20 protein-coding genes are annotated in these 21,584 nt (G+C 66.9%); 14 read left to right on the top strand and 6 right to left on the bottom strand.

Annotated features, from left to right (window positions below):
• Positions 1-20: 20 nt before the first annotated feature.
• The 4 genes from I4X03_RS21120 to I4X03_RS21105 all read left to right on the top strand — a co-directional run bounded on the left by I4X03_RS21120 (position 21) and on the right by I4X03_RS21105 (position 2,768).
• A complete protein-coding gene (locus I4X03_RS21120) occupies positions 21-1,313 on the top strand; it encodes a hemolysin family protein (RefSeq protein WP_223470405.1) in 1,293 nt (430 codons plus the stop codon).
• Between the two features lie 217 nt (positions 1,314-1,530).
• Entirely contained in the window at positions 1,531-1,677 is a 147-nt protein-coding gene (locus I4X03_RS21115) for a hypothetical protein (protein ID WP_223470403.1), read from the top strand.
• A gap of 192 nt (positions 1,678-1,869) precedes the next feature.
• Positions 1,870-2,208, top strand: a complete 339-nt coding sequence (locus tag I4X03_RS21110) for a CzcE family metal-binding protein (protein WP_223470400.1) — start codon at positions 1,870-1,872, stop codon at positions 2,206-2,208.
• A gap of 89 nt (positions 2,209-2,297) precedes the next feature.
• Positions 2,298-2,768 (top strand): hypothetical protein, encoded by a 471-nt coding sequence (locus tag I4X03_RS21105; protein WP_223470391.1) that lies wholly within the window; start codon positions 2,298-2,300, stop codon positions 2,766-2,768.
• A gap of 22 nt (positions 2,769-2,790) precedes the next feature.
• Here I4X03_RS21105 and I4X03_RS21100 read toward each other — a convergent pair whose 3' ends face one another.
• Both I4X03_RS21100 and I4X03_RS21095 read right to left on the bottom strand, forming a co-directional pair.
• Complete coding sequence (locus I4X03_RS21100; protein ID WP_223470389.1) at positions 2,791-3,306, bottom strand: DUF421 domain-containing protein; 516 nt, start codon at positions 3,304-3,306, stop codon at positions 2,791-2,793.
• Positions 3,307-3,323: 17 nt separating this feature from the next.
• Complete coding sequence (locus tag I4X03_RS21095; RefSeq protein ID WP_223470387.1) at positions 3,324-4,247, bottom strand: YihY/virulence factor BrkB family protein; 924 nt, start codon at positions 4,245-4,247, stop codon at positions 3,324-3,326.
• Positions 4,248-4,467: 220 nt separating this feature from the next.
• On the opposite strand from I4X03_RS21095, the gene I4X03_RS21090 reads away from it, so the two are divergent.
• Entirely contained in the window at positions 4,468-5,382 is a 915-nt protein-coding gene (locus I4X03_RS21090; protein WP_223470385.1) for a mechanosensitive ion channel family protein, read from the top strand.
• Positions 5,379-6,443, top strand: coding sequence for a sodium:calcium antiporter (locus I4X03_RS21085; protein WP_223470383.1), 1,065 nt, complete (start codon positions 5,379-5,381; stop codon positions 6,441-6,443). The genes I4X03_RS21090 and I4X03_RS21085 overlap by 4 nt, the downstream gene beginning before the upstream one ends.
• A gap of 3 nt (positions 6,444-6,446) precedes the next feature.
• Here I4X03_RS21085 and I4X03_RS21080 read toward each other — a convergent pair whose 3' ends face one another.
• Positions 6,447-8,987: an NAD-dependent epimerase/dehydratase family protein gene (locus tag I4X03_RS21080; RefSeq protein ID WP_223470381.1), complete on the bottom strand. Its 2,541-nt coding sequence runs from the start codon at positions 8,985-8,987 to the stop codon at positions 6,447-6,449.
• A 287-nt stretch (positions 8,988-9,274) separates the two neighbouring features.
• Here I4X03_RS21080 and I4X03_RS21075 point away from each other — a divergent pair, with 287 nt between their 5' ends.
• From I4X03_RS21075 to I4X03_RS21060, 4 genes are all read left to right on the top strand, one after another.
• Positions 9,275-10,879: a L,D-transpeptidase family protein gene (locus tag I4X03_RS21075; RefSeq protein ID WP_223470379.1), complete on the top strand. Its 1,605-nt coding sequence runs from the start codon at positions 9,275-9,277 to the stop codon at positions 10,877-10,879.
• Between the two features lie 41 nt (positions 10,880-10,920).
• Positions 10,921-11,472, top strand: a complete 552-nt coding sequence (locus I4X03_RS21070) for a hypothetical protein (RefSeq protein WP_223470377.1) — start codon at positions 10,921-10,923, stop codon at positions 11,470-11,472.
• Between the two features lie 115 nt (positions 11,473-11,587).
• A complete protein-coding gene (locus tag I4X03_RS21065; RefSeq protein WP_223470375.1) occupies positions 11,588-12,532 on the top strand; it encodes a methyltransferase in 945 nt (314 codons plus the stop codon).
• Positions 12,533-12,571: 39 nt separating this feature from the next.
• The gene (locus I4X03_RS21060; RefSeq protein ID WP_223470373.1) at positions 12,572-13,099 is read left to right on the top strand and encodes a MarR family winged helix-turn-helix transcriptional regulator; all 528 of its coding nucleotides are present in this window, start codon (positions 12,572-12,574) and stop codon (positions 13,097-13,099) included.
• A 9-nt stretch (positions 13,100-13,108) separates the two neighbouring features.
• On the opposite strand, the gene I4X03_RS21055 is transcribed toward I4X03_RS21060, so the two are convergent.
• On the bottom strand, positions 13,109-14,407 hold the full coding sequence (locus I4X03_RS21055; protein ID WP_223470371.1) for a hemolysin family protein: 1,299 nt from the start codon (positions 14,405-14,407) through the stop codon (positions 13,109-13,111).
• 277 nt (positions 14,408-14,684) lie between these two features.
• On the opposite strand from I4X03_RS21055, the gene I4X03_RS21050 reads away from it, so the two are divergent.
• The 4 genes from I4X03_RS21050 to I4X03_RS21035 are packed head-to-tail and all read left to right on the top strand — an operon-like array spanning position 14,685 to position 18,641.
• On the top strand, positions 14,685-15,143 hold the full coding sequence (locus tag I4X03_RS21050) for a hypothetical protein (protein ID WP_223470369.1): 459 nt from the start codon (positions 14,685-14,687) through the stop codon (positions 15,141-15,143).
• Positions 15,143-16,228, top strand: a complete 1,086-nt coding sequence (locus I4X03_RS21045) for a hypothetical protein (RefSeq protein WP_223470367.1) — start codon at positions 15,143-15,145, stop codon at positions 16,226-16,228. The genes I4X03_RS21050 and I4X03_RS21045 overlap by 1 nt, the downstream gene beginning before the upstream one ends.
• Positions 16,218-17,423 carry a cation:proton antiporter domain-containing protein gene (locus tag I4X03_RS21040; RefSeq protein WP_223470365.1) on the top strand — a complete coding sequence of 402 codons (1,206 nt, stop codon included), beginning with the start codon at positions 16,218-16,220 and terminating at the stop codon, positions 17,421-17,423. Before I4X03_RS21045 ends, I4X03_RS21040 begins: the two co-directional genes overlap by 11 nt.
• On the top strand, positions 17,424-18,641 hold the full coding sequence (locus I4X03_RS21035; protein WP_223470363.1) for a YbdK family carboxylate-amine ligase: 1,218 nt from the start codon (positions 17,424-17,426) through the stop codon (positions 18,639-18,641).
• Here I4X03_RS21035 and cueR read toward each other — a convergent pair.
• Together cueR and I4X03_RS21025 are read right to left on the bottom strand one after the other, a co-directional pair.
• Positions 18,638-19,066, bottom strand: a complete 429-nt coding sequence (cueR, locus tag I4X03_RS21030; protein WP_223470360.1) for a Cu(I)-responsive transcriptional regulator — start codon at positions 19,064-19,066, stop codon at positions 18,638-18,640. The two genes, I4X03_RS21035 and cueR, sit on opposite strands and share 4 nt — an antisense overlap.
• Positions 19,063-21,441, bottom strand: a complete 2,379-nt coding sequence (locus I4X03_RS21025) for a heavy metal translocating P-type ATPase (RefSeq protein WP_223470350.1) — start codon at positions 21,439-21,441, stop codon at positions 19,063-19,065. Before I4X03_RS21025 ends, cueR begins: the two co-directional genes overlap by 4 nt.
• Positions 21,442-21,584 lie beyond the last annotated feature (143 nt).

The raw sequence follows: 21,584 nt of genomic DNA, 5'->3' as shown, positions 1-21,584 counted from the left end.
CGCAACTGGCGCCCACACTCATGGAAATTGCCCTACTTTTTGGCCTCATCCTCCTCAACGGCGCCTTCGCGATGGCGGAAATCGCCCTCGTGACAGCCCGGAAAGGCCGTCTGTCGAAGCTGGCCGAGGCTGGCGACATGGGTGCCAAGGCGGCCGTGCAGCTGGGCGACGACCCGACCAAGTTCATGTCGACCGTGCAGATCGGCATTACCTCGATCGGGGTGCTGAACGGTATCGTGGGCGAGGCGACCCTGGCCAAGCCGTTTGCCGCTTGGCTGCAATCGCTGGGCATGGCGATCCCCGTGTCGGAATACGTCGCGACCGGGCTGGTGGTGGTAACCATCACCTACTTCTCCATCGTCCTGGGCGAACTGGTGCCGAAGCGCCTGGCCCAGATCAGTCCCGAGCCGCTGGCGCGGATCGCGTCGCGGCCAATGCTGCTGCTGGCCCTGGTCGCCAAGCCATTCGTGCTCATGCTCTCGGCCTCGACGCAACTGGTGCTGCGCCTGCTGCGGGTCAAGGATTCCGGCCGCCAGGTCGTGACGGAAGAAGAGCTGCACATGATGCTCGAGGAAGGCTCAGACGCCGGCGTCATCGAGCAGCACGAGCACAAGATGGTACGCAACGTGTTCCGGCTCGACGACCGCCAGATCGCCTCCTTCATGGTGCCGCGCAGCGAAGTGGTGTATTTCGATGCCGACCAGGACCTGGAGACCAACTTGCAGCGCTTCGGATCGAGTCCGCACTCGCGGTTCCCGGTCGTGCGCAGCGGGTGGGACAATATCCTCGGCGTGGCAAGCGCGCGCCAGATGCTGGCGCAGTCGCTGCGCGCCGGCGCGCCCGACCTGGTGGCGGACCTGTCGCCGCCGGTGTTCGTCCCCGAGTCATTGTCGGGCATGGAACTGCTGGAACAATTCAAGGCCAATGGCGCGCAGCTTGCCTTCATCGTCAATGAATATGGCGAGGTCCAGGGAATCGTGACGCTGCAGGACATGATGGAAGCGATTACAGGCGAGTTCAAGACCCAGCACGCGGAAGACTCGTGGGCGGTGCAGCGCGAGGATGGCTCCTGGCTGCTGGACGGCTTGATCCCGATCCACGACCTGAAGGATTGCCTGAACATCAGCACCGTCCCCGAGGAGGAGCGCGGCCGCTACCACACGCTGAGTGGCATGCTGATGCTGTTGCTGGGGGATATGCCGAAGACCGCCGATTCTTGCGTGTGGGGCGATTGGCGCTTCGAGATCGTCGACCTGGATGGCCTGCGCATCGACAAGGTGCTGGCGTCGAGGATCGCCGCCAGCGGCACCTGACAATTCTCCTCGCTTCGCGCGACAAAATACCGGCAATAGCGGAGCATGCCCACCCTATTCCCGGCGCTGGCGGCATACGTATTGCCCCACGCTCACTGAAGAAAAAGGCTGCGGCATGTCCATCGGTCCGCTCGGCGGCGCGCAGGCGCAGGCACGCTACCGCTCGCTCTAGAAAGACCGCCGGGGCGGCCATTCGCTCGATACGTTTGCGAAGATCGTGGCCGATCCGCTGGGCAGCGACGGCGCGCGCAGAATCGAGCAGATCCTCGACCAGATCAGGGTGGGCCGCGGCATTGGCGACGTCAAAGGCAACATCCTCGACGCAGCCGGCAGCGTGCGCGACACGGACCGGATGCTGCGCTAGCTGGCCCACCAATTCCCCGGCAATCTCTACACCTGAGCTCGTTTTGTATCCGAGTGTGTACGGGCGCGGCCGGTACACACTGCAATACCCAGGCGGCAGTTTCGCGACATTGGCCTGATACACGCCCACGGTTTAATGACGACATCGGAGCACAGACGTGCCCGCTTAACGTCATTAACTAAAGGATCTATCATGCTGAACCTGAACCGCGCCTCCCTCCTGATCGCCTCCGCCGCCATCGCATTCGGCGCCAGCGCCGCCGGCCCGACCGGCGCCGCCGGCGACTTTGGCGCCCCGGTTGCCAACAGCGCGGCGGCACGCGCCTTTACCGTCAAGCCAGCCACGAAGTACGTCAACGTCACCGACGGCGAGACCGTCAGGTTCGCCGTCGACGGCAAGGAATTCAGCTGGCACTTCAGCGCCTGGCCAGGCGCGCAGCAAATCGCCCTGGACAAGCTGGCGCCCACGGGCACCGTGGCCGGCGGCGTGACCGTGCACGTGGCGCGCAATCCTCTGTATTACGGGAATTGACCTGGCTGCGCCGAAGGGAACATGGCGCCGCGCCGCTTGTCCTACCTGTGTCGCGCCGATCGGTCGGCGCCAACACACAGGAGTTCGAGATGAAGACCATCGCTTCCCTTGTTCTCGCCGCGTCCTGCGCGGCACTGGTCATCCCAGTCGCCGCGCAGGACCCGGGCGCCGCGGCTGGCCGCCCCCTGCCCGAGCCAAAGACCGAGAACGGCGTCAAGTACGTGTGCGGCGGAATCGGCATGACGGAGGCCGAGCGCATGAAGGCGCTGTCGCGCGAATATGACCTGATGATCACCTTTGCAGCGAGCAATGGCGCCTACCTGGCCGACATCGGCGTCGAAATCGCGCACGGCAAAGATAAACTGCTGACGGCAAACTGCGGCGGCCCAATCATGCTGGTCGATGTGCCGAAGGCCGGCACCTACCGCATAACCGCCGATACGGAAGGCCAGCAGCAAGTGCGCACCGCGCGGGTGCGCGATGGCGTAACCGGCAAGCGCGTCAACGTGACCTGGCCGGTGCGCCTGGTCGACCGTCCCGACACCGCCGCGCGCGACTAGGGCGCGGTGCCGCGGCGCCCGCTTACTGCGGCGGCACTTGCATCCCGCTCAGTCTGGCGGCGCCATCGGTACCGGCGCTCTCGACGACCGACAAGCTGCCGTCGGCTTCAAGCACCACAGCCATCACCTGGTCGAGCCGGGCGAAGCCGCGCTGGCGTAACGCCGCCTCGATGTCTTCGATTGCCACGCGTTGCTGGCGCATGGCGTCGTCCAGCACGTGGCCGCCCCATGCCAGCAGTACCGGCTGGGTGGTGATCCAGTTGCGGAAGCGGCCCGATCGCACAGCCAGCGCGGCGACCACGAACTGCAGCACGATCAGCAGGGCCAGGGCGCCAATGCCGGTTGCCAGGCTCAGGCTACCGTCGATCAGGATCGCCGACAGCGTCGACCCGAACGCGATCGTCACTACCAGGTCGAAGGCATTCATCTTCGACAGGGTGCGGCTGCCGCTGATCCTGAGCATGGCGATGGCGCCGGCATACGCTGCGATGCCGAAGACGACCATGCGTCCGATACTGTCCCAACTGTCGAATAACATCGGCGCTCCTGGTGTTGTCAGTTCCAGCCCGCTCGCGCGGCCGTGGACGCCGGCGAATGCCCTGCCCCGGAGCCTGCCCGGAGCGAACCGCCTGCGGATGAATCAGCTTGTTCGATCGCCGCGTTGACCTCGGCGCCAAACAGCAATACCGACATCGAGATATGGATGTAGGCCAGCAGCACGATGACCGCGCCGATACTGCCGAACATCACATCGTAGTTGGCAAAATTCTGGACGTAAAAGCTGAACCCGAGCGAGGCCACGCTCCAGACCAGCACCGACAGCAGCGATCCAGCCGACACCAGCCGGAACGGATGGGCGACGTTGGGCGCGAAATGGTAGGCGATTGCCACGGACAGGCTCGACAGCATGAGCGCGACGGGCCAGCGCAGCCATGCCCACAGCGTCACGAAGGATGCCTCCAGCCCGATCTGGCCGGCCAGCCAGCGCATCGCCTGCGGCCCGAAATGCATCAGGATGGCTGCAACGGTCAGCATCAGCGCGATGCCGACGGTAAACAGGATCGACAGCGGGTAGCGCTTCCACGCCGGCCGCGACTCCTTGGCCGCATACGCCACATTGAGCGCTTTCATCAACGAACGCATCGCCCCCGACGCCAGCCACAGGGCGACCACCGCGCCGAACGACAGCAAGCCTTTCTGGGGCACCTGCAGCTCGACCAGGATGGCATCGACCTGATGTAGCGCCTGCTGCGGCAGGAATGGCCCGGCCTGCTCCCTGAGCCAGCCAAAAAATGCCGGCAGCCGGAAAAAGCCCAGCAGGGCGAGCAGGAAAATCACGAACGGGAACATCGAGAACAGCATCCGGAACGACAGCGCCGCGGCGTGCACCGGCATGTCGTGCCGCATATAGGCCTGCAGCGATCGCTTGATCAGTACGAACAAGCTGCCGCTAACCGTAGACTTGCCGAAAACCTGCATTGACCTCTCCGTGTTGGGCATGGGGCGGACCACGCTCCCTTTCCGGCGGTGGCAGTGTGATGGCGTCATTATCGCCGCCGCCCGTGCGCCGTGGCGCGAGCTTGCCCGATAGTAAGCTTTGCTGCGCGAGCTAATTGAACGGGGCGACACCGGAATGCGCTTCCATCATATCGTCCTCACTATCGACTTCCTTCAGGCCGCACCTTCCCAGCCCCCCCAGATGATGAGTTCTCAACTTACGGTCGCGTACGAGCGTTTCGAACAACTCGGCAACGAGGCCTTGCGCCTCCTCCCGGGGCTGGGCATCGCCATTGCCGTGTTCGTAGTGTTCCTGGTGCTGGCGCGCTGGACCCGCACGGCGGTCCAGCACCTCAATGCGCGGCGCTTTCAGCACAACCTGGTGATTGTCCTCGGGCGCATGGCCCAGTGGGGCATTATCCTGCTTGGCTTGCTGCTGGCTATCACGATCGCCTTTCCTTCCTTCACCCCGGCGAACCTGATCAGCGCGCTGGGCATCACCGGCATCGCGATCGGCTTCGCGTTCAAGGACATCTTTGAAAACTTCCTCGCCGGGATACTGATCCTGATTAATGAGCCGTTCCGCATCGGCGACCAGATCATTTTCGGCGCCTTCGAGGGCACGGTCGAAAAAATCGAGACGCGCGCCACCATGATCCGCACCTACGACGGGCGCCTGGTCGTGATTCCAAACGCCGAACTGTTCAAGGGATCGTTTATTGTCAACACGGCCTTTCCCAGCCGGCGCCTCGAGTACGATGTGACAATTGGCAATGGCGACGACATCGCCGTTGCCAAGGAGGCGATGCTTGGCGTGCTCGCCCGCCTGCCGGGCATCGAGCCTGCGCCGGCGCCGGACGCGCTGGTGCTCGGTTACGCCGCCAACGGCGTGACGATACGGATCCGCTGGTGGATCAAGCCGCCGCGCCGCGCCGACGCGCTCGATATCCGCGACGAGGTGCTGTGCGCGGTGAAAGCCGAGCTGACACGCAATGGCATCGACCTGCCCTATCCCACGCATCAAGTGCTGTTGCATGACCAGACCGAACCGGCCGACGGCAACCGGTTGCGCCAGCGCGAAGGCTGGCCGCCACAGCCGGACCAGCCTGGCAAGTGACCACCGTGCAAGCGCTCGACTTCGCCAGCTATCCGCTCCACGTCAACCTGCTGGTCTTCGCTTGCGCCGCCGGCGCCGTATGGCTTGCCGGCACCCGCGTGGTCGACTATGCCGACCAGCTGGCGCGCGCGACAGGGATCGGCGGCGGGATGATCGGATTGGTACTGTTGGGGGGAATCACCTCCCTGCCTGAGATCGCCGTCGGCGTGTCCGCCGCCTGGTCCGGATTGCCTGCGCTGGCCGTCAACAACCTGGTGGGCGGCATCGCCATGCAGAAGGCGATCCTCGCCGCCACCGACGGCTTCATTGGCAGGCAAGCCCTGACCGTCATCGCGGCCAGCCCAAGCCTGCTGCTGCAGTGCGGGTTCAGCATCTTCATGCTGGTTATCGTCGCCATGGCCATCGTCGCCGGCGACTCCCCGCTCGGCCCGGTCGGCTGGTGGGCGTGGGCGCTTCCGCTGGCCTACATTGTGTCGGTCTGGGTGATTTCCGCCTCGCGCGCAACGCCGGCATGGCAGCCGCGCGCTGTTCCCGGCGACGCCGGCGCGGCCGACAGCGAGCAACCGGAGGCCAGCGGCGCCAGCGGCGTCGCCCTGCGCAGCGTGGCCTTGGGCATCGCGGTGGCCGGCGCCGGTATCTTCGTTGCCGGTTTCGTGCTCAGCGCCACCGCCGACGCGCTGGCCGAACAGACCGGCCTCGGCGCCAACTTCGTCGGCGCCGCACTGCTGGCCCTGGCGACCTCATTGCCTGAGTTGAGCACGGTCATCGCCGCCATGCGCTTGCGCCGCTACGAGATGGCCATCGGCGACATCATGGGCACGAGCATGTTCAACCTCCTGCTGATTTTTTTGGTCGACGCCATTTACAGCGGGCCGCCGGTGCTCGGCCAGGCCGGCACGTTTTCGCTGTTCGCCGTGCTGCTGTGTATCCTGATGTCGACCATTTACCTGGTCGGGCTGGTGGAGCGCAACAACCGCACCATCGCCCGCTTCGGCATCGATTCGCTGCTCATCCTGCTGGTCTATGGCGGCGGCATGCTGTTGCTGTTCCGGATGCGTTAGCGGCTAACCATGGGCCTGGCGCGACCGCTGCGCCAGGCGCGGCGTCAGGCGGGCGATCCGGTCCCAGGCGCCGTAATGCATGCTGATTTTTCCCGCAGGATACGACAGCAGCACCAGGGCAAACCCGCCAACGACGGAAGCGACGCTGCCGGCACTGCCATAGCCGTCAAGCAGCCACGGCGCCAGCATCAGCCAGAGGCCGAAGCCGATATTGGCAAAGCGCAGCGGCCGCGCCATTTCGCCCCACGCCATGATGCTGAACGTGATCACCAGCGATCCGATGATGTGGTCGTTGTCGGCGGCCTGCCCGCCGGCGCCGAACAGCACCCGTGTGAACATCAGCATAACGCCCATCAGCGTGCTTAGCGCCAGCGTCCATGGCACGCTGACGCCGGTCAGCAGCATCTCGCGCAAGATCGCCCTGGCCGGTGCGGCGAAGTTGTCGGAGTAGTCGGCGTTGCCGCCCTCCATCGTGTCACCGCGCAGCAGCACGTACCACCACGGCTGGCCTTGCAGGCGGCGCGCCTTCAGGAACTGCAGCGTCGCCAGTATCTCGTCGAACGAGTAAGGAATCTGCAGCAGCATCGCCAGCGCCCCCACCAGGCACAAGGTGCACCAGGCGCCGATAACCACGGGCTGGATGATGATGAAGAACACGCTGACCGCGCCAAGCGGCACGATCAGGATGCCGAACAGCAGTACCAGCCAGGGCATGGTGCGCCAGCGGCGCTTGTCGCCGATGACGCCGGTGACAATCTCGAGCGCGTACACGGTGGCGCCGAGGCCGGCATCGGACACAGGCCAGGCCTCGGACACCGATGAGGTGATGATGCGTTCGGTGCCTTCGCCAAAGAACGGATCCCACGCCGCCTCGATGTGGCCCAGCTGGTAGGCAGCCAGGTAGCGCGAAATGAACAAGCCGACGAAGGCCAGCGCGATGATCGGCAGGCGGTTGGTCCAGCCCGACGGGCTGTAGTCCCAGCCGGGCGGCGCGTCGGGCCCGCTGACCCTGGCCGCCGGGCTGATCCCGGGCGCTGACGGCAGCGCGACCGCGAAGATGATCAGCAATGACCCGCCCAGGGTGTCGCTGGCATAGGCGGCGGCGCTGGGCGTCCACAGGACGATAGGTGCATACAGCAGCCATAGCCCGAGCGCCGCGGTGGCCCAGCGCGCCCAGCCGGCGTCGCGCGACAGTGACAAGGTGCCGAACACGACGACAAGCGCCCCGGTGATGATCTCGCTGAGCGTCATCCAGGTCGCCGAGTAGAGCAAGCCGCGCGCGTTCGGCGCCGCCAAGGCGCCCGCTTCCATCCACTGCTGCGCCAAACCGAGGGCGAACGGACTGGCCAGCAGCCACAGGCCAAGTGCGATGTTGGCGAAATGGCACCACAGCGTAGCCTGGTGCTCGCGCCGGTCGACGCGGTGATATTCGTCGAGCAGCCGGGCGCCGGAGTGGCCTGCTTCGTCGGCCGCCTCGAGCCACAGCGGCAGCGGTATCTTGTTGCGCTTGTACCAGCCGGCGGGATCGGCGCGCAGCCGCGCCACCATGGTTTGCAGGCCGCGCCGCAGGCTGTGCCGCGGCCGCCATCCGAGCAGCGACTGGGCGCGGGTGATGTCGAGCTCATAATGGTCGTCGGCCAGCTGGACCATGAATGGCCGGATGAACGGTTCGACCCCGCGGTCGATCGCATCCGGCACCACGGCTTCGGCCTTGCTTTCCAGCCAGGCGCCGGCCGCGGCGACGGTTTTTGGAATCTGGCGCGTTTCCCACTGTTCGTGGTGCAGCAGCCACGCGATCAGGTTCTGCAGTGCCTCGTAGCTTTCGGTGACCGCTTCCCCTACCAGCACCGTCGATTCAGGCGGCAACTGGCCGCGCCGCTCGACCGCCAGCCGGAACGCCTCGGCGACGTCGTCGATATGCACGAAGGCCTGCCCGTGTGAAGCGTCGCCGGGAAAGACCCGGCTCAGCATCTGGCGCTCGAAGATGCGCTGGATCTGGTTCGCCAGCGAAGGCACTTCGCAATCGTCGGTGTATACGCCGGCCAGGCGCAGGATCAGCGCGGGGATCTTGCCGCGCTCCAGCGCAACGATCCGTTCCGCCGCCAGCTTCGATTCCGGGTATGGCCAGGCCGGCGCCAGCGGGGCGTCTTCCCGGGTCGGCTGGCCGGGCGCGCCGGGCGCGTGGACCAGCATGGTGCTGGCGTAGATGAATTGGCCGACATCGAACGCCTGCAACGCCCGCAGCAGGTGCCGGGTGCCTTGCACGTTAACCGATTGGTACAGGGGATTCGGTTCGCCCGAGAAGTCGTAGAACGCGGCCAGGTGGATGACCGAGGCGAGCCGGCCGCCGTAGCGCTCGCGCAAGTTGGCCAGCGCGGCGCCGATCGCCTCTTCGGACGTGATGTCGGCGCTGATGCAGTTGTCGCCGTGGCATTCGCGCTCCAGGCCGACAACTGTGCAGGCGTGGCCGAGGGCGGCCGCGATCGCGCTGCCGAGCCGCCCTTCGGATCCGGTGATCAGTACAACAGGTTTGTCTGAAGCCATGCATCGCCCCCCTGCCGCAACGGTCGAAACACGCCGCATGTCGCGCTGGCGCCCGAGTCCCAAGTGTAGGGTGGCTGATTCGCGCGCCCTTGATCACGGCCTGACGTCGCAACGCAACTTAATCGGGCGGGCGATGACAGCGGCCACGTGGAAACTGCTTCACTGACCGACCGCTATCCCCGGCGATTTCCGCCCGTTTTGATGTGGATCAAGCTTTTTTGGGGCCGTGGCTCATAGCATGGGCCGTTGCAGCACCCCATCCCTGTAACGCTAGAAAGAATCTCGCAATGATCGTTATACTGGCCGCCGCGCTGCGGCAAGGCATGCTCGCCATCGGGCTCGTTGTCGCACTCGCCGCACTGGCGCCATTCCAGGCGCTGGCTGCCGATCTTGCCAGCGCGCGCGCGATGGCAGGACTGGATACCCATAGCCTGCTGCAGCGACTGTACGGCGACGGCCAGCCGCGCCGCCTGTGGAACGATGACCAGGCACGGCAGGCGCTGTCGGCGTTGCGCGCCGCACCGACGCACGGCCTGGATCCGGATGACTACGACATCGCTGGGCTGGAGACGCGCTTCGGCGACCAGCACGGCGCCGGCGCCGACGGCTTCGACAGGGCGCTCAGCACAGCCATGCTCGCGTTTCTGACGCACCTGCGTTATGGCCGGACCCAGCCCGATATCGCGCTGCCTCCGCAGGAACCGGGCCCGCTGCCCTTCGATCCGGCCGACTACCTGCGCGCGGCGCTTCAGCAGCAGCAGCCGCTGGAGCTGGCCATCGACGCGGCCGCGCCGCCGATTCCGCTGTACCGGCGCGTCCAGGCAAGCCTGCAACAGTACCGCGACCTGGCCGCCGCCGCGCCTGCATGGCGCGCGCCGGCGCAGCTGCGGCCTGGCGCCGAGCTGCGGCTCGGGAAAGCGGCTCCCGGGTTGCGGCTGGTACGCCAACGGCTCATCCTGCTGGGGGATCTGGAACCGCAGGCCAGCGTGGCCGACCCGGACCAGTACAGCCCGCAACTGGCTCGGGCAATCCGCGCGTTTCAGTCGCGTCACGGCCTGGCCGAAACGGGCAAGCCGGGGCCGCAAACGCTCGCCGCCTTGGCCGTGCCGCTCAGCCATCGGGTGCGCCAGCTTGAACTCACGCTCGAGCGCCTGCGCTGGATACCGCCGCTCAGGCCGGGCCGCGTCATCGTGGTCAACGTGGCAGCGTACCGCCTGTGGGCGTTCGACACGACGGCGGACAGCAGCGCCGAGCCGCTCGAGATGCGTGTCATCGTCGGCAACGCCGCCCGCACCCCGACCCCGCTGTTCATCGGGCAAATGCGCTACCTGGAATTCAATCCTTACTGGAATGTGCCGCGCAGTATCGCGCTGGGCGAGATCGTCCCCAGGCTGGCGCGCAACAGCGGCTATCTCAAACAGCAACGCATGGAACTGGTGTCGCCGGACGGTAAAGTGCAGCGCATGCCAGCCCACGCTGCCTTGGCCGAACTGCGCGCCGGCACGGTGCGGGTGCGCCAGACGCCGGGCGCGCACAATGTGCTTGGCGCGGTGAAATTCGCCATGCCCAACCCGATGAATATCTACCTCCACTCGACGTCGGCGAAGGAACTGTTCGGCAAGGCGCGGCGTGACCTGAGCCACGGCTGCATCCGGGTCGAGCGTCCGGAGGCGCTGGCGGCCTTCGTGCTTGCCGACCAGCCGCAGTGGCAAGGGCCGGCGATCGCCGCCGCCATGGCGCCCGGTCCGGTGCGCACGGTCCGTTTGAGCGAAAGCATTCCCGTGGTCCTGTTCTACGCCACTGCCGCCACCGACCGGCAAGGCCGCACCTTGTTCGCCGAAGACATTTACCAGCGGGATAACAAGCTGATGCGGGCGATGCGCGCAAACTGAGGCAGGCGGTACCCGCCGCTCCAGCATAACCAGGACCAGACATGCATATCAGCCAGCATCCCACCCATTGCCTCGACCTGCGCGTGCAAGAGCTGCCGCAGTTGTTCAACTCGCTGGATCCGACGCCCTTCCTGAACAAGGACCTCGATCGCGCCTGTGAAGCCTTCATCGAAAACTGGGCGCTGGGCCTTCCGCATGACAGCCACCTGCACCTGCGCATCCATGTGGGGCGCTTGTCCACGCCTGCGGCGGCGGCCGGCGAACTGGTCGGCGAAGCGGTCCACAACTATTACGCCTACAAGATCGGGCTGCTGCGCGGCGAGTTGCGGCAACTGCTCCAGCTGGGCCGTACCAGCTTGACGATCGGCCTGGTTTTTGTCGCGACCTGCCTGTTACTGGGCGAAACCATCGTCAGCCTGGTTCCTGGCCATCCGGCAAAGATTGCGCAGGAGAGCCTGACCATCATCGGCTGGGTCGCCATGTGGCGCCCGGTGCAGATCTTCTTGTACGATTGGTGGCCCCTGCGCGACCGCATCAAGGTGTTCGAGAACCTGAAATTTGCCCGGGTCAGTGCGGTACAGGCTGAGGAGTAAGGCCGTGCGCAGCGGCCGCGTAGTCGCCCTCTTACACCGTTCCAGCATGCGTACCGATGTTCCACGGTCGAGCTAGCCACGATAATCAAGCACCATGATGAGAGAGAGCTGACCAATGAGCGACCAACCGCGCGACGACGCCTTGCTGGCCCTTGGCCGCGCACTGATGGCCGGCGGCTACCGCTTCACCACGATTACCCAGGCCAGCCACCGCCGCGTAAATGCCCGTCCCGGCAATGACTGGGCCCGCGGCATCACCGATGTATTGGGTTGGAGCCGTCCGTTCCGGGATGGCGCGCTGGACCACGCCACCGTGCAGTTGATGCGCGCTGCCGGCATCCTTGAACCGCACGAGGACGGCTGGCGCTGCACGCTGCGCGCGTCCACCATCGGCGACCTGCTGTTCTTCCACTCGGCATTCCCGACCTCGGACGACGACGCCGTGTTTTTCGGCCCGGACACTTACCGCTTCGTGCGCGCCCTCGAGGCTTGCCTTGCCGTCCCGGGCAACGAGGTCAGGCGGGCGGTCGACATCGGCTGCGGCGGCGGCCCCGGCGCGCTGACGGTGGCGCGCCGCTTTCCCGGCGCGGAAGTGGTCGGTGCAGACATCAACGAACGCGCATTGCGGCTCACCCGCATCAACGCCCGGCTGGCCGGCGAAGGCAAGGTCGTCGCCGTGAACAGCAATCTGCTGGCCGGGGTGGACGGCGCGTTCGACCTGATCATCTCCAACCCGCCGTATGTCCAGGATCCCGACCAGCGCACCTACCGCCATGGCGGCGGCGAGCTCGGGGCCGGCTTGTCGCTGGCCATTGTCGACGCAGCCATCGAGCGGCTGGCGCCGGGCGGCGCGTTGCTGCTCTATACCGGCGTGGCGATCGTCGATGGCGCCGACCCGTTCCGGCGCGAAGCCGGCGCGCGTCTCGACCGCGCCGGCTTCGGCTGGGCCTACGAAGAGATCGATCCCGACATTTTTGGCTCGGAACTGGCCAGCGCGGCATACGCCAGCGCCGACCGGCTCGCTGCGGTATTGTTGCGCGCGGAGCGGCCACTGCAATGACTGATTCTCGCGGGCGGCGTTTTGGGCTATGATTTTGACATGACAAGCATTGCCCCCGATCCCACCTGCGACGACGCCGTAAGCGGCGTGCCAGCCCCTTCATTGGACGACGACGCTTCGGTACGCGTGCTGCGTCAGTTCCGCATCGTATTCAATACCGTCAAAGCCCATTTCCGCCAGGTTGAGCGCGACACCGGCATCGGCGGCGCGCAGTTGTGGGCGCTGAGCGAAATCCGCGCCACGCCCGGGATCGGCGTCAACGACCTGGCGCGCGCGCTCGATGTGCACCAGTCGACCGCCAGCAATCTGGTCAAAAGCCTGCTGGACAAGGGCCTGGTGATGGCCGTCCGTAGCGGCCGCGACCGCCGGATCGTGCTGCTGTCGCTGCTGCCCGCGGGCGCGGCGCTGCTCGATAGTGCGCCGGCGCCGTTTGCCGGCGTCCTGCCTGGCGCGCTCGCAGGGCTCGACCTGGCCACCCTGAACCGCCTGGAGACCGATCTCGCCAGCGTGATCGCGCTGCTGCAGGGCGATCCGGCCGGCGCCAAGGTGCCGCTGGCCGAGCCTTAGCCACCCCGGCTAGCCCGGCGCCGGTTCCGCCGCCATCGGCGAGGCCAGCACCTTGTCGATCCGCAAGCCGTCGAGATCGACTATTTCGAATTTCCAGCCACCCCAGCAGCAGCTCTCGCCAGTGCTCGGGATGTCGCCGAGAAGCAGCAACAGCATCCCGCTGAGCGTGTTGTAGCGTCCCCGGCTCTCCTCCGGCAATTGGCTCAGGCCGAGGCAATCCTTGAGCTCGGGGATCGGGATCAGGCCGTCCAGCAGGAATGAGCCGTCGTCGCGCCGCACCGACCAGGCGTCCTCGGCGCGGCCGGTATGGAACTCGCCGGTGATCGATTCGAACACATCCTGCAGCGTCACGATGCCCTGCACCTGGCCGTATTCGTCGACGATGAAGGCCAGCTGCATGCCGGAGCTCTTGAAGTTCTCCAGCAACTCCATGCCGGTCAGCGAGGCGGGCACGTAGACCGGCTCCTGAAGGTTGGCCACCAGGTCCGGCTGCGGACTGCGCAGCACCTGCGCCAGCATCTGGCGCGCGCTGGCAACGCCCAGGATATTGTCCCAGCCGCCGCGCAGCACCGGAAAGCGCGAATGCGGGCTCGCTTCCAGCCGCGCCAGGTTCGTGTCGAGGTCGTCGCCGGCGTCCAGCCAGACCACTTCGCCGCGCGGCACCATGAAGGACGCGATCTGCCGGTCGTCCAGCCGGAACAGGTTGCGCACCATGCGATGCTCTTCCTGCTCGATGACGCCGGCTTCCGACCCCTCCTCCAGCGCCATGTTCAGGTCATCCTCGGTCATCTGGCGCTCGCCCGAGTCGCGCACGCCCATCAGCCGAAGGATCAGCCCGGTAGAGCAGGACAGCAGGACGACGAACGGCTTGGCCAGCACGGCCAGCAATTGCATCGGCCGCGCCACCGCGCGCGCCAGCGCTTCCGGGCTGATCTGTCCCAGCCGCTTGGGCACCAGTTCGCCCAGGACGATCGTGAAATAAGTAATTGCCATCACCACCAGCGCGCTCGCGCTGAAGGCGGACGCGGCCTGCGGCATGCCGAACGACTGCAGCCATTCGGCCATGGGAGCGGCCAGCGTCGCCTCGCCGACGACGCCGTTCAGGATGCCGATCGAGGTGATGCCGATCTGCACGGTCGACAAGAACTTGGTCGGTTCTTCTCCCAGCGCGATGGCCACCCTGGCGCTGGCGTCGCCCGCATTGGCCTGGCGCGCCAGCCGTCCCTTGCGCGCGGTGACCAGCGCAATTTCCGACATGGCGAAGACGCCGTTGAGAAGAATGAGGCCGAACAGGAGTGCGATTTCCATGGCGAATCTCAGGACTGGGGGCGGCGCCCGGTACGCCGATTGTACCAATGCCCCCTGCTGCCAACCGCGCCGTCCGCGCGCAAAAAAAAGCCCCCGGCAAGGCCGGGGGCACGAGGCCCGGTAACACACCTCATCGCAGAGTTGTAGCAATTGGAATCGCTAAATTGCCCACGGGCACATTGTGCCCGAAACACATATTGGTGGCAATCACATTTGTCCAAATGTATAATGCGGCGATGATTTTCTTTCACTATTCGGTTGGTCCTCCAGGCAAGGCGTGCGCGCGGCGAGCGCGAACGCGCCGCCCGAGCACGCCGGCGCGGTATCGATGAGCGTGACCGGGCCGCCCCACATCAGTGAAGAAATGCAGCGTTTTGTCGTGCTCGCTATCCCCTCCGTCCCCTACCTCGAAGCGATCTTGCTGCTGCGCGCCGACCCCCTGCTGGCGTGGGATGCCGAACAGGTGGCCCGCCGCCTCTACCTGAATGAAAAAGCTGCCCAAACCCTGCTTGACCAGCTGTATGCCGCCGGCGTCGCCACCGTTGGTGCCGGTGAGGAACGCAGATTCTGCTATGCTCCCCAGACCGAACACATGCGTTCAATGATCGACGCGCTGGCGGATATTTACTCGCGCAACCTGATCGGGGTTAGCAACCTGATCCATTCGACGACGAACAGCAAAGCGCGCCAGTTTGCCGACGCTTTTGTGTTCCGAAAACCACCGGAGAACCCTTGATGGCGACCAGCCTCCCCATGTCACGCCGGGCATTTGCCACCGCCCAGGCAGTCCTGATCGCCGCAACCATGGCGCTGGCGCTGCCGTCCCTTGCCGCGCCTGCCAAGGCGCGCAAGAAGCCGCAAGCCGACGCGGTCGATTTCGCCAAGCTGGCCCAGCATCGTCCGCGCGCCTGCGCGCCCGATAGCGACACCGTGGCCGGCCCGGCCGGGTGGAAGGAAGCGCCGGCCCAATGCGTATGGCAGGGCCGCCTGCAGATGCGCCGCTGGCACGCCAGCGCCGTCGCGGACGCCTGCGTCGCGCCGCCTGCCAACTGGCTGGCATGGCAGCGTCCGCGCATTGGCGTTGCCCCTGCAGCGCCCGGGGCGGCCTGGCACAGCGCCTGGAAGTCGCACTTTGTCAGCGGCGCCGGCGACGGCGACATCAAGCGCCTCGCCATCGTCGAAATGCGCGAACCTGGCGTCTGGACCGCCACCGAATGGACCTGGTCGCCCTCGCCGCGCGCCGCCACCCGCAGGTGGCAGCAAGGCCGCTGGACACTGATCGCGCAAGCCGCCGCCAAGGGGCGCGTCGGCGCGCCCAGCCCGGCGACCCCGCTGCGCAACGCGTGGGAGAAAAACCTCAACGGCCGGGCCGGCGAGATTGCCGGCGACAGCTGGCGCTGGAACAGCGACGGCCGGTGCCTGCGCATGACGCCGATGACGGCGTCGAGCGCGCCGCTGCCGCTGCCGCATGCGCGCGAGGATGCGCGCCTCGAGCAGCGCGCCGCCATGCAGATCCAGCTGGCGCGGCGCCACCCCGGGGCCACCTTCCTGATGCCGTTCCGGCTGCTCGACGCGCCGGCCTCGGCGCCGCGCTCGGGCGCGAAATACGCCGCCATCTGGACCGAACGCACCAGCGTCACCGGGCAGCTGTGGATCCCGCAGAAATCGGACGATCCGCCGGTGCGCGCGCAGTTCAGTACGCCGCTGCCGGCTCGCTACGACACGCCATCCGGGCTGGCGGCCAGCAGCGGCGCGCTGCGCGCCATCGAACATGAAATGACCGGCGTTGCCGACATCTGGAGTGCAGACTATGAGCGATAAGATCTTCGCGATCGCGCCGTGGCTGTTCTCGCCGCTGGCGATCATCGGCGCCGGCCTGCTGCTGGCGCAGCTGCTTGGCCTCGGGCTGGCCTCGCGCGGCCTCCCCAAACTGTACGGCGCCGTCATCGCCGGCCTGCTGGTCGGCGTCAGTGGACTCGGGCTGGTCGATGCGCCGCTGCTGTCGCAGTTCCAGGAACTGTTCAACGCCGCCACCGCGCTGGTGCTGTTTGAAGTCGGCCGCAAGATGGACCTGCAATGGCTGTGGCGCAGCGGCCGCGAAGGGCTGAGCCTGGTGCTCGCGAGCGTGCTGCGCGGGACCGTCAGCTTCATTTGCCTGCTGGCCTTCGGCCTGCCCGGCGGCGACGCCGCCTTCATCTCGGTGGTGCTGATCGCGGCGAGCCCGATCATCTTCGCATCGATGGCGGCGGACTCCAACGCCAGCGGCGTGGCCACCTTTGCCGGCGCCAACATGGTCGGCATCGGCAATGTGATCGCGCTGCTCGCACTTGGCCCGGCGCTGGCCTGGATCAAGATGCAGGACCCGGTGTCGAACGGCTTCGGCGCCGAGCTTGGCGGGCAACTGACCAAGCTGGCGCTGGGCGCCCTGATCGCCGGCGTCTGCTACGGCCTGTACGCGCTTGCCACCCGCGTCACCCGCGCGCCGGCACGCCAGCGGCCGGGCATGCTGCTCGCCGCGCTGCTGATGGACCTCGGACTGTGTTCGGTGACCGCCTCCAGCGCGCTGCTGTCCTTGCTGCTGATGGGCCTGATGCTGCGCAACGCCGAGAAGCGCGACAATGTCTTCCAGGCCGAACTCAAGACCGGCCAGGACATCGGCTACGCGCTGCTGTTCATGATGTCGGCGGCGCTGGTCGAAGTACAGCAGTTGATGAACCCCGCGGTGCTGGGGATCGCGCTGCTGGTGTTCGCCCTGCGCATCCTGGTCACCCGCCTCGCGTTCGTCGGCAGCACCGCGTGGAGTTCGCGCAAGAAGAATGCGATGGCGGTGTCGATGTGCTCGCTGGTGAGCTTCGGCACGCTGATGGTCGATAACTCGCTTGGCATCTACACCGGCCTCGGGCCCACGGGCGCGCAGGTGATCGCGTCGCTGCTGGCACTGAATGTCCTGATCGCCCCTGCCCTCACCTGGTGGGGACTGAAGATCGCTGGCGAAACCCACGAGGAGAAAGTCTAAATGACCGACAAGGCCGAACAATTCATCTCGCTCGAAGAGGCCCAGGCACGCGCGGTCTCCGGTACCGGCCCGGCTTTCCTGCCGCCGTTCGCCAACTCGCGCATGGGATCGATGGGAATCGAGCTTGAGCTGATGGTGCTCGATCGCCTGACCTACGACCTGCTGCCGGCCGCGCCGGACATCCTGCGCATTCTCGACAAGCGCAAGAAGGAATGGGTCGCGACTCCCGAGATCACGACCTCGATGCTGGAAGTGGCGACCTCGATCCTCGATGGCTACGACCAGGCCGCGACCCAGGTGGAGGAAATCCGCGAGGCCGTGCGCAGCGCAGCCTTCCAGGTGGGCGCGGCCATTTCGGGCGGCGGCGCGCACCCGTTCCAGAAATGGGCCGAACAGCGCATCTATCCGAAGGAGCGCTACCGGGCGTCGGCCAAGAAGTTCGGCTACCTGGCCAAGCTGTTTACCGTGTTCGGCATGCACGTGCACATCGGCGTGCCGGATGGCGACGAAGCGATCCGCATCGCCGCCTGGCTGACCCAGCGCGCGCCGCTGTTTATCGCGCTGTCGGCCAACTCGCCGTGCTGGCAGGGCGAGGACTCGGGCTTTTGCAGCGCGCGCAGCAATGTGGTCGGGGCGTTTCCGATGAGCGGCACGATGCCGGCCGAGATCCGCAGCTGGGATGGTTTCGAAGAGTACTTCGACCGTCTCGCGGGCCACGGCATCGTCGGCTCGATCAAGGACTTTTACTGGGATGTGCGTCCCAAGCCGGAATACGGCACGGTCGAGCTGCGCGTGCTCGACACGCCGCTGCGCCCCGCCTACGCGGCCGCGATGGCAAGCTATGCGCGCGAACTGTGCATCGAGGCGCATGGCCGGCCGGGCACATGGCCGTCGGACAGCAGCCGCGAGCTGTATGCGTGGAATCGCTTCAACGCCGCCAAGGATGGCGTCGGCGCGATCTGGATCGATCCGGAAGACGGCGCGCGCCTGCCGGTCTCCCAGGTGGTCGAAAACGATCTTCAGCGCTTGTCCGCCGTGTCGCTCGACCCCGGGTTCGCCACCGCATGCGAGGTGATCCGCGAGCTGATGGCCAAGGGCGGCCAGGCCCGCTGGCTGACCGCGCACATGGATGCCGGCTCGGGTGTCAACGACATCGCCCGCGTGGCCAGCGAAATGTTCGACTTGCCGGATGAACGGATCACAAAGGCAAAGCCTTAGCCAGAACCGCCGGTGGTCGCCGCCGGCGACAGCCCGCGCGCAGCGGCGAGGTCGTCGAGGATCGGGCAATCGGGCCGGTCGTCGCCGTGGCAGGCGCTGGCCAGCGTTTCGAGCGTGCGCCGCATCGCCTGCATCTCGGCGATCTTGCGGTCCAGCTCTGCGATATGCTCCTGGGCCAGCGCCCGCACATCCTGGCTGGCGCGCTGCCTGTCCTGCCATAGCGCCAGCAGCGCGCGGATCCGCTCCAGCGAGAAGCCCAGCTCACGCCCGCGGTGGATAAACTGCAGCATCTGCACCTCGCGCAGCGAATACACGCGGTAGCCCGATTCGGCGCGCCTGGCTTCGCCAGTGAGCCCGATCGCCTCGTAGTGGCGGATCATCTTGGCCGATACCCCGGAGGCTTTGGCCGCTTCGCCAATATTCATGCCGCCCCCTTCCAGCGCCGCAGCAGCAGCGCGTTGCTAACCACCGTCACGCTCGAAAATGCCATCGCCGCACCCGCGATCATCGGGTTGAGCAGGCCGAACGCGGCCAGCGGAACGCCAACGGCGTTGAAGATGAAGGCCCAGAACAGGTTCTGGCGAATCTTCGCGTAGGTGCGTCGCGAGATATCGATGGCGTCGGCCAGCAGGCGCGGGTCGCCGCGCATCAGCGTGACCCCGGCCGTGTGCATCGCCACATCGGTGCCGCCGCCCATCGCGATCCCGATGTCCGCCGCCGCCAGCGCCGGCGCATCGTTGATGCCATCTCCGACCATCGCCACCCGCCCGCCCTGCGCCTTCAGCTGCGCGACAATGCCGGCCTTGCCTTCCGGGAGCACCTGCGCATGGACTTCGTCGATGCCAAGCTGCGCTGCGACATGGCTGGCGCTGCCCTGGTTGTCCCCGGTCAGCATCACGGTGCGGATGCCCGCCGCTTTCAGCGCCTGCACCGCCTGCGCGCTTTCCGCCTTGAGCGCGTCGCCAAAGGCCAGCATGCCGATCAATTTTGGCTGCGGCGCGGTTTGCGCCAGCCACGATACCGTCTCGCCGGCGTCTTCATGGCGCCGCGCGGCGTCGGCCAGCGCGCCAGTCGAGACGGCGAAACGCTCGAGCAGGCGGGCATTGCCCAGCGCGTAGCTGGCGCCGCCGACGGTGGCGCTGACGCCGTAGCCCGGCACCGCCTGCACATCGGCGGCAGGCGCCGTCGCCAGTCCGGCGGCGGCAGCGCCAACCGCGCGGGCCAGCGGGTGTTCGCTGCCCTGCTGTACCGCGGCCGACAGCGCGAGCAGCTCGCCGTGGTCGCCATTGGCCGCGATATGCGCCGTCAAACGCGGCTTGCCTTCGGTGAGCGTGCCGGTTTTGTCGAACGCGACGACATCGACGCCATGCAGCAGCTCGAGCGCCTCGGCGTCCTTGATCAGGATGCCGCGCCGCGCCGCGACGCCGGTGCCGGCCATGATCGCGGTCGGTGTCGCCAGGCCAAGCGCGCACGGGCAGGCGATCACCAGCACCGCGACCGCGTTCAGCAGCGCCGCGCTCCAGTCGCCGTTGTACAGCCACCAGCCGAGGAACGCGGCCAGTGCGACCACGATCACGGCCGGCACGAAGACCGCGCTGACCTTGTCCACCAGCCGCTGCACCGGCGCCTTGGCGGCTTGCGCATCCTCGACCGCGCGGATGATGCGCGCCAGCGTCGACTCGGCGCCGAGCGCCGTGGCCCGGGCGACAACCAGGCCTTCGCCATTGACCGCGCCGCCGATCACCTTGTCGCCGCTGCCTTTCGTGACCGGCATGCTCTCGCCGGTCAGCATCGACTCGTCGGCATGGGTGGCGCCTTCGATAATGACGCCGTCCATCGGCATGCGCTCACCTGGCCGGATCACCACTTCATCGCCGATGCGCAGCGCGCCGATCTCGACTTCGCGCTCGGCGCCGCCCTTGCGCACCCGCGCGGTAGCCGGCCGCAACGCCTGCAGCGCGCGGATCGCCTCGGTGGTCTGGCGCTTGGCGCGCGCTTCCAGCCATTTGCCGAGTCGAACCAAGGTGATCACCACCGCCGCCGCTTCAAAGTACAGGTGCCCGCCGCCGCCGAGCCACTCGAACACGCTCAGGCCATACGCCGCCGAGGTGCCCAGCGCCACCAGCAAGTCCATATTGCCGGTGCGTGCCAGCAGCGCTTTCCAGGCCGCGCGGTAGAAGCGCGCACCGATCCAGAACTGCACCGGCGTCGCCAGCAGCCACTGGACCCAGGCTGGCAGCATCAGGTGGCCCATGCCAAGCACGTCGGCGAGCATCGGCAGCACCAGCGGCAGCGTCAGTGCGACAGCGATGCCAATCTGCCAGGCGTCGCGCGCAACGAGGTCCGGCGCGGCAGCCCCGCCAGGCGCCGCGGCCGTCGCTGGCGCGGCCTGGTAGCCGGCGCGTTCCACCGCCTGCACCAATGCTGCGGTCTCGACATTGCCAGCCGTGCGGACCAGCGCGCGCTCGGTCGCCAGGTTGACCCGCGCTTCCAGCACGCCGGGCACGCCCGCCAGCGCTTTTTCAACCCGGCCCGCGCAGGAAGCGCAGGTCATGCCACTGATCGTCAGTGTGGCATCGGCGCTGGGCACCTGGTAACCGGCGCCCATGACCGCGTCGGCCACCTGCGCGGTGCTCAGGCCCGGCTCGGCGCTGAGCCGGGCCGATTCGCTGGCCAGGTTGACCGACACCGAGCGCACGCCCGGCAACGCGGCGAGTGCACGCTCGACCCGGCCGGCGCACGACATGCAGCTCATGCCCTCGATCGGGATGTCGATTTCTTTCAGGGTGGTTGTATTCATCGCGCTCTCCATGTGAAGCATGAGATCATGATCGACCTTCCCATCATTGTAATGTCAAGCGGAATTTTACCTAAGGCACGCGGCGTTTGCCGGCCGGTCTTGCTGCTCCTGTGCAATACTCGGCCAAGTCGAGTCGTGCTAAA

The organism is Massilia soli (assembly GCF_016809835.1).
GTDB classification, from domain to species: Bacteria; Pseudomonadota; Gammaproteobacteria; order Burkholderiales; family Burkholderiaceae_D; genus Telluria_A; species Telluria_A soli.
This window is presented reverse-complemented; position numbering and strand designations above follow the sequence as displayed.